Annotated in this window: 3 protein-coding genes; all 3 read right to left on the bottom strand. The window is 74.1% G+C overall.

From position 1 onward, the window contains the following. Nucleotides 1-529: 529 nt before the first annotated feature. The 3 genes from CA984_RS23150 to CA984_RS23140 all read right to left on the bottom strand — a co-directional run bounded on the left by CA984_RS23150 (nt 530) and on the right by CA984_RS23140 (nt 6,450). Nucleotides 530-3,973 (bottom strand): serine/threonine-protein kinase, encoded by a 3,444-nt coding sequence (locus CA984_RS23150; protein ID WP_133061755.1) that lies wholly within the window; start codon nt 3,971-3,973, stop codon nt 530-532. 56 nt (nt 3,974-4,029) lie between these two features. Then, nucleotides 4,030-4,755: a hotdog fold domain-containing protein gene (locus CA984_RS23145; protein WP_086575666.1), complete on the bottom strand. Its 726-nt coding sequence runs from the start codon at nt 4,753-4,755 to the stop codon at nt 4,030-4,032. A 333-nt stretch (nt 4,756-5,088) separates the two neighbouring features. Continuing rightward, entirely contained in the window at nt 5,089-6,450 is a 1,362-nt protein-coding gene (locus CA984_RS23140) for a glutamine synthetase family protein (RefSeq protein WP_086575665.1), read from the bottom strand. Between the last annotated feature and the right edge of the window lie 99 nt (nt 6,451-6,549).

Here is a 6,549-nt window from a genome sequence, read left to right as displayed (position 1 = left end):
CCCCCAGGCGAAGGGGACGGCGGCCAGCACGGCGAGGAAGGGCACGACGACGAAGAGGGCGACCAGCAAGCGCTCGAACCACGGCACGGGCGCGGCGGCGAGGTCCGTCGGCACAGCGGAAGGGGAGGCCATGCCCGCCGAACCTAATCGCCCACCATGACGGAAGCTGTACCTCGAAAGGCGATTTATCCGGTGGAAGTTGTCATCAGGTGAACAGGTCACCCGCAGGCGCCCGGGGCACGCCTGCGCCCGCCGTACGCGGAGGCACTGGGAACGGGCCCGGCGGCCCCGGGGACAGGCCGGACCAGCCGGACCGGAGACAGGCTCAGCCGCCGGCGGGCCGGGCTGGAGACAGGCCGGGCCGAGGACCAGCCGGACCAGCCGGACCGGAGACAGGCCGGGCCGCCGGCGGGCCGAGTCGGGGACAGGCCGGACCGAGGACGGGCCGGACGCCTGCGGAAACCCGGGCCGGGACACCACCGGCCACGAGTGCCCGGACCGGGGGCGGCCGCACCCCGGGGAGCCCGGGTCAGGGACAGGTGGGACGGTAGGCCAGCTCGGGGATGTGCCGGGCCCACTCCTGGGGGGACGGTCCTCCCGCCGCGCGGGAGCACACCGCGCCGGCGGCCCGGCCCGGGTCGAGGGGCCGGTCGGCGACGGTGCCGTCCGCGGTGACCGTCCGCAACGTCCTGCCGCCGTCCGGGAACGCCACGCCCGTCACGGCACGCTCCACGCCCGCCGCGGGCCGTCCGAACTGTCCGCCGGTCGCCGCGTCCCACAGCGCCACCCGGCCGCCGCCGGAGGTGACCAGCAGCGTGCCGTCCGGAGAGAACGCCGCCAGGTCCACCCCTCCGGTGTGCACGGCGATCGCCGGGCCGCGGGGCCGCCGGGTGGCGACCTCCCAGAGCTGGACCCGCCCGGCGGCGTCGCCGACGGCGAGCAGGTCCCCCGCCGGGGCGAACGACACCGTGCGCACGTCGCCCGCGCCGTCGAGTGTGACTGCGCCGCCGCCGCGCAGCGGCGTCAGGGCGGCCCCCTCCAGACCTCCCTGGGCCAGCCGCGTGCCGTCCGGGTGCAGAGCCAGGGCGAGGGCCGGCGTGCCCTCGCCCGCGAGCCGGGCGCCCGGCTTGCGGGAGGCGACGTCCCACAGCTCGACGAACGGCTGGTCGGACCTGGTGGAGGCGGCGACGGCGAGGCTGCGCCCGTCGGCGCCGAACGCGACCCGCGTCGCGTACTTGCCGTCCCAGCGCAGCTCGCCCAGCCGCCTGCCCGAGGCCGTGTCGAACAGGTGCGCCACGGGTTCGGAGTCGGGGGTGACCACCAGGGTCCTGCCGTCGGGGCTGAAGACGAGGCCCAGCGACCCGGCGCCCGCCTCCGGGGCCGGCGGGGTCGGCGGCACCTCCATCGTGGCCACGCCCCGGCCCGTGCGCGCGTCTCGCACCTCGACCTCGCGGTGGGCGCCGGAGACGGTCTGCACGGCGGTGCGGGTGCCGTCCGGGCTGAGCGCGCCGCCTTGGGCGACCCCGGCGCCGGACCACTCGGGCACGCTGAGCGTGACCACCGAGTCCGCGCCGTCGACGAAGCGGACGGCACGGCCGTCCGGGGAGAAACGCACGCTCTCGGCTCTGGGCTGCTCGTCGGTCGAGTAGTCCAGCAGCGTCACGCCGCCGGGCACGCCCACCAGGACGACCCCGCCCAGATGGAACACCGCCAGCGTGCGGCCGTCCGGGGCGAACAGCAGGTGCCCGCCCCGCGGGATCCTGGTCTCACCGAGCCTCCTGCCGGAGTCCACGTCCCAGAAGACCAGCGCGTCGGCCCGTTCCAGCACCAGCGTCCGGCCGTCGGCGCTCAGCGCCGCGTCCACCGAGCCGGTCCCCTCCGGCGGCGCCGGGGCCCGCAGCGACCTGCCGGTCCGCAGATCCCACAGCCGGACGGCGCCCGCACCCGAGGTCGTCACATACCGGCCGCCGCCCACCGCCCGGCTCCAGATCCGGCCGCCCGGGAGCCGCAGCAGCTCCTCGCCGCGCTCGATGTCCCGCACCACCAGGGCGGAACCGTCGAACGACAGCAGGTCCGCGCCGTCGGGGCTGATCGCGGCCCAGCTTCCCGCGTCGCCGTACACCCCGGGCAGCCGCCTGCCCGTCTTCAGGTCCCACAGCCGCAGCCCCTCGGCGGTGTCGATCGCGGCGCGCTCCCGTGTCGCCCCCTGCGCGACGCCGGTCGCGACCAGGCCGGGTGCCCGGATCGAGCGCAGCTCGCGGCCGGTGACCGCGTCCCAGAGGGTGATCACCCCGGTGCCCGCGCCGAGCAGCGTCAAGCCGTCGGTGCTCAGCGTGTAGTGGGTGGCCGAGCGAGGCACCGGCACGACCGAGGTCTCCCGCTGCGCGAGGGAGCTCTGCAGGGCGGCGCGGGACTCGGTGACCGGCGCGACCGCGTGGGCCGCCGCGCTGAGCCTCATCGCGGTCAACGGGTCGGCCCGCCGCAGGGCGTCGGCCTGACCGGCCAGGCGGCGGGCGACGGCCTCGTCGAGCTGGGCGGCGATCCGCTCGCTCTGCGCGGCCACCGTGACGCGGCGCTGCTCGGCGACGGCCACCGCGACCAGCGCCACCGCGAGCAGCGTGGCCAGGGCGGCGGTGACCAGGCGGCGCCCCCGGACCCGGCGGTGGCGCAGGGACGAGGCGGCCCTGAGGAAGGCGGTCTCCAGATGGTTGAGCTTGATGTGGCTGCGGCCGGTGGCCGCCCACTCCATCGCCTCGTCGAGCGGGGTGCCCTGCAGGAGGTCGCCGTCCTTGCGCCCGCCGGACTCCCAGAGCCGGGCGGCGTCGCTGACCCGCTGACGGACCGGCAGGCCGGGCAGCTCGGCGTCGGACCACGCGCGCAGTCGCGGCCACGCCCGCAGCAGGCCGGGCCGCTCCAGCGTGACGTCTTCGTCCGACACCCGGACCAGCCCCGCGCCGGCGAACGCGGCGAGCACCCGCTCGGACTCCGGCGAGCCGTCGAGCTCGGCCCGCCCGGCGCCCCGGGACTCCCGGCCGTCCGGGCTGACCAGTCGGAGGAAGATCTGCGGGACGGCCTCCTGCTCGGCGGGCGTGAGCCGTACGAACACCTCCTCGGCGAGCTGGCCGAGCGAGGGTGAGGCCGCTGCCCGCAGGGCGGCGGCGGCCAGGGCCCCTGCTTCCGGGCTGTCCTGGCCGAGCAGCGCGAGCAGCAGTTCGCGGGCGGCCGGGCGGTCCGCGGGGTCCTTGGCCAGGGCGGCCGAGACCAGGGGGCGTACATCCGGCGGCAGGGGTGAGAGGTCGGGCTGGCTGGAGAGCACGCGGTGCATGACGGCACCGAGGGTGTCGGCGCGGAAGGGGTCGTGGCCGGTGGCCGCGTAGAGCACGATGGCGCCGAAGGCGAAGACGTCGGCGGGGGGACCGGCCCGCTCCCCGGCGAGGACCTCGGGCGCCATGTAGGTCGGGGTGCCGACGATGAGCCCCGTCGAGGTGAGGGACATCTCAGCGGTGCGGGCGATGCCGAAGTCGATGACACGGGGGCCGTCGGGACCGAGTAGCACGTTGTCCGGCTTGAGGTCGCGGTGCACCACCCCGGCGCCGTGGATGGCGGTCATCGCGGTGGCGACGGCGATGGCCAGACGGCGGAGCCGGTCCTCCTCCAGAGGGCCCGAGTCCCGTACGGCGCGGCGCAGGCTGGGCCCGTCGATGAACTCGCTGACGATGTAGGGGCGGGGCACGTCGAGGTCGGCGTGGAGCACCCGGGCGGTGCAGAACGAGGAGACCCTGGTCGCGGCGGCGATCTCCCTGGCGATCCGCCCCCGGTCGGCGTCGGCGTGCAGCAGCTTGATCGCGACCCGGCGTCCGTCCGGGTCGTACGCGTCGTAGACCACCCCCTGGCCGCCCTCACCGAGACGGCCGGCCAGGAGATGGTCTCCGATGCGCTGCGGATCGCCGGGACCGAGGCGTTGCGAGGTCACCACGGGATGGTAGACGCCCGAACCGGCCCGGAGGTTCAGATCGGCCGGGGCACGGGTCAGGCGGGAGCGATCCAGACGGCCTTGGCGGCGGCCACCAGGGTGCCGTCCACCTCGTAGACGGCGCTCTCGCCGAAGAGCTTGCGGCCCTCGCGGCCGGTGGAGCGGGCCACCACGGAGTAGGTGCCGCCGGGGTAGACCCGGCGGTGGACCTGCGCGGTCAGGCGGCCGAGCAGCGCCGACTCGCCGGGCCCGAAGTGGGACCAGCCGGTGACGCAGTCGAGCGCGGCCCAGATGATCGCGTCGGGAACGGTCCCGTCCTCGTCGGTGACGGTCATCGGCACCCGCCAGCCGGCGGCGACCAGGTCGGTGCCGGGCACCGAGCCGGGGAAGATCCGCAGGCCGTCACCCGGGTCGCGCATGCCGCAGGCGAAGCAGCCGGGGAAGGCGTGGCCGGTGAGCCCGGCGAAGCCGCTCTCGGCCAGGGCCGCCTTGTTGAAGGGCACGAACGCCGGGGCGTCGAGCCGCTCGGCGACCGGGATGGCCTCGACGAGGAGGGTGTCGCCGTGGGTGAGGGTGGCGGTGTTGGCGAGATGGCGGAGATCCAGCTCGGTCTCCAGCGGCGTGGGCGCGTGCAGCGTGACCTCGACAGCCGAGTCGTGCCGGGCGCCGTGCAGCGCCTCGGTGACCGTGCCCGCGATCCATCCGCCGTTCGCGGTGCCCTCGGGCCCACGGAAACGCGCCGGAACGGACAACATGGTCTGCAGCTCGGCAGCCGTCGTCATACCGCACCTCCTATTGCCTTATATGGCTATTGATCGTCAAAAATCCCTCTAAACCGACCGACCGATTTTACCGGAGCCGTTGCACATACAGCGAACCAGGGGTCCGACGGTCTCCGGAGGGCCGGAACCGGACGGCACGCCGTCCGGTCCGAGGTCGCGGTGGAGCGCCCGCCTCGCGGTCGGCGGCCGGCGCGGTCGCGCCGGTCGGCCGTACCGGCGAGGCGCCCCGGACGGGGCGCCCACGGGCACGGCGCCGAGCATATCGCCGGAAGACCCGCCGACGCCCTGGATTCGATCTGTCTCGTACGGCCCCGCCCGGTGGGAAGGCGGCCCCTACAGGACCGGCAGGTAGCGCCCCAGCTCGAACTCCGTCACCTGGCGGCGGTACTCGTTCCACTCGCTCCGCTTGTTGCGCAGGAAGTAGTCGAAGACGTGCTCGCCGAGGGTCTCGGCGACCAGTTCGCTGCGCTCCATGACCGCGATGGCCTCGTCCAGCGACTGGGGCAGCGGCTGGATGCCCAGCGCGCGGCGCTCGGCCGAGGTCAGCGCCCAGACGTCGTCCTCGGCGCCGGGGGGCATCTCGTAGCCCTCCTCGATGCCCTTCAGGCCCGCGGCCAGGATCAGCGCGAAGGCCAGATAGGGGTTGCAGGCCGAGTCGAGCGAGCGGAACTCGATACGGGTGGAGCCGCTCTTGTGCGGCTTGTACATCGGCACCCGGACCAGGGCCGAGCGGTTGTTGTGGCCCCAGGAGATGTAGCTCGGGGCCTCGCCGCCGGCTCCGGCGATCGCCTCGGCGCCGCCCCACAGGCGCTTGTAGGAGTTCACCCACTGGTTGCAGACCGCGGTGATCTCGGCGGCGTGCGCGAGCAGGCCGCCGATGAAGGAACGGCCGACCTTGGAGAGCTGGTAGTCGGCGCCGGGCTCGTAGAAGGCGTTGCGGTCGCCCTCGAACAGCGACATGTGGGTGTGCATGCCGGAGCCGGGGTATTCGGTGAAGGGCTTGGGCATGAAGCTCGCCCAGATGCCCTGCTCCAGCGCGACCTCCTTCATGACCAGCCGGAAGGTCATGATGTTGTCGGCGGTGGTGAGCGCGTCGGCGTAGCGCAGGTCGATCTCCTGCTGGCCGGGACCGCCCTCGTGGTGGCTGTATTCGACCGAGATGCCCATCGACTCCAGCATCATGATCGCGTTGCGCCGGAAGTCGTGGCCGGAGCTGTGCGGGGTGTGGTCGAAGTAGCCGCCGTCGTCGATGGGCTCGGGACGCGCGCCGCGCTCGGGCCGGTTCTTCAGCAGGAAGAACTCGACCTCGGGGTGGGTGTAGAAGCTGAAACCCATCTCGGAGGCCTTGGCCAGGGTGCGCTTGAGCACCCAGCGCGGGTCGGCGTGCGAGGGCGAGCCGTCCGGCATGAGGATGTCGCAGAACATCCTGGCCGCGCCCGGCGTCTCGCTGCGCCAGGGCAGGATCTGGAAGGTCGACGGGTCCGGTTTGGCGAGCATGTCCGACTCGTAGACCCGGGCGAAGCCCTCGATCGCCGAGCCGTCGAAGCCGATGCCCTCGGCGAAAGCCCCTTCGAGCTCGGCCGGGGCGATTGCCACCGACTTGAGGAACCCGAGCACATCGGTGAACCACAGCCGGATGAACCGGATGTCGCGCTCCTCAAGGGTACGGAGAACGAACTCCTGCTGGCGGTCCAAAGCCTTCTCCTTCATCGCCGACGCCGACGTGGTGCGGCACGTCTGGCCTTCTACCAGTCTGCCCGCTCCGTGTTTCGCACACGTTACGAGGAGGAGCGG

Origin of the sequence: Streptosporangium minutum, assembly GCF_002149035.1 — a bacterium.
Classification (GTDB): domain Bacteria; phylum Actinomycetota; class Actinomycetes; order Streptosporangiales; family Streptosporangiaceae; genus Streptosporangium; species Streptosporangium minutum.
Note: the sequence above shows the minus strand (reverse complement) of the source record. Positions and strands in the feature narration are given on the sequence as shown.